This window comes from Nocardia sp. 852002-20019_SCH5090214 (assembly GCF_001665865.1).
Lineage (GTDB): Bacteria > Actinomycetota > Actinomycetes > Mycobacteriales > Mycobacteriaceae > Nocardia > Nocardia nova.
On sequence record NZ_LZMK01000146.1, the window covers coordinates 1 to 888 of the forward strand.

Annotated in this window: 2 protein-coding genes; one reads left to right on the top strand and one right to left on the bottom strand. The window is 62.3% G+C overall.

Annotated elements, in window-relative coordinates; translation table 11 throughout:
• On the bottom strand, window positions 1-188 hold a 188-nt coding region (locus A5780_RS12280; protein ID WP_197521735.1), incomplete at its 3' end, for a recombinase family protein.
• Between the two features lie 231 nt (window positions 189-419).
• Between A5780_RS12280 and A5780_RS12285 the strand changes: the two genes are divergently transcribed.
• On the top strand, window positions 420-888 hold a 469-nt coding region (locus tag A5780_RS12285), incomplete at its 3' end, for an acyl-CoA thioesterase domain-containing protein (RefSeq protein ID WP_197521736.1).

Sequence of the window (888 nt, forward strand, 5' to 3'; positions counted from 1 at the left end):
AGGCGGTCCATCGAGTGAACGATCACCGTGTCGCCGTCACGCACGAACGCGAGCATCTCGGCGAGCTTCGGCCGCGCCGAGTCCTTCCCGGAGGCCTTGTCGGTGAAGGTGCGTTCGACATCGACGCCGTCGAGCTGGCGGACGGTGTTCTGATCGAGAGTGCTGACCCGGATATAGCCGACGCGCATGATTCACCCCTCCAGAGACCGAAATTGTCAGGTTGAACTCTAAGAACCCAGCCGACAAGTGTCAAGAAAGGCGAATTCTCACCCTATTCTGACGCAATTCACCGGCCGGCCGATTGTGGTGTTGGGGTGTACCCCAGATGCGCAGGCACTGCCAGCACCACGCTCCGCAGCTGCGGCTGTAACGTGTTTCACTTCTGAGTGTCAACGGATTTCGGAGGGGACCGAACACAGATGCTGAGCTTCTTCGTCGAACGCGATGGTCGACTCGTCGCCCAGAAACTCGCCATCAGCCCATGGACACCGACCAAACTGAGCGGAACAGCCGTGGCCGGCATGCTCGCCCGGGAACTCGAGACCCACTGCCCGGAGGGCTTCATCCCCGCTCGACTCACAGTCGACCTGTATCAACCGGTCGACAACGCCGCGTTCGATCTGCGCAGCACGGTGGTCCGTCGAGGATCTCGAATCACTGTTGCCGACGCGGCACTGTCGCAAGACGGTCAGCAACGTGTGAGGGCGACAGCCGTTTTCCTCACCACCGGGACCGAACCGCCTGGCCAGCTCTGGAGCCGAGACGAACCGCTGCCGGTTCCGCCGCAGGAGAGTGCTGTGCCCGGCGGGACGCCGCCGCTGTTCAAGAGCGGCGATCGCGACTGGTCCGAGGATTTCGCGGCGAATCAAAACGCCGACCGCAAAATCT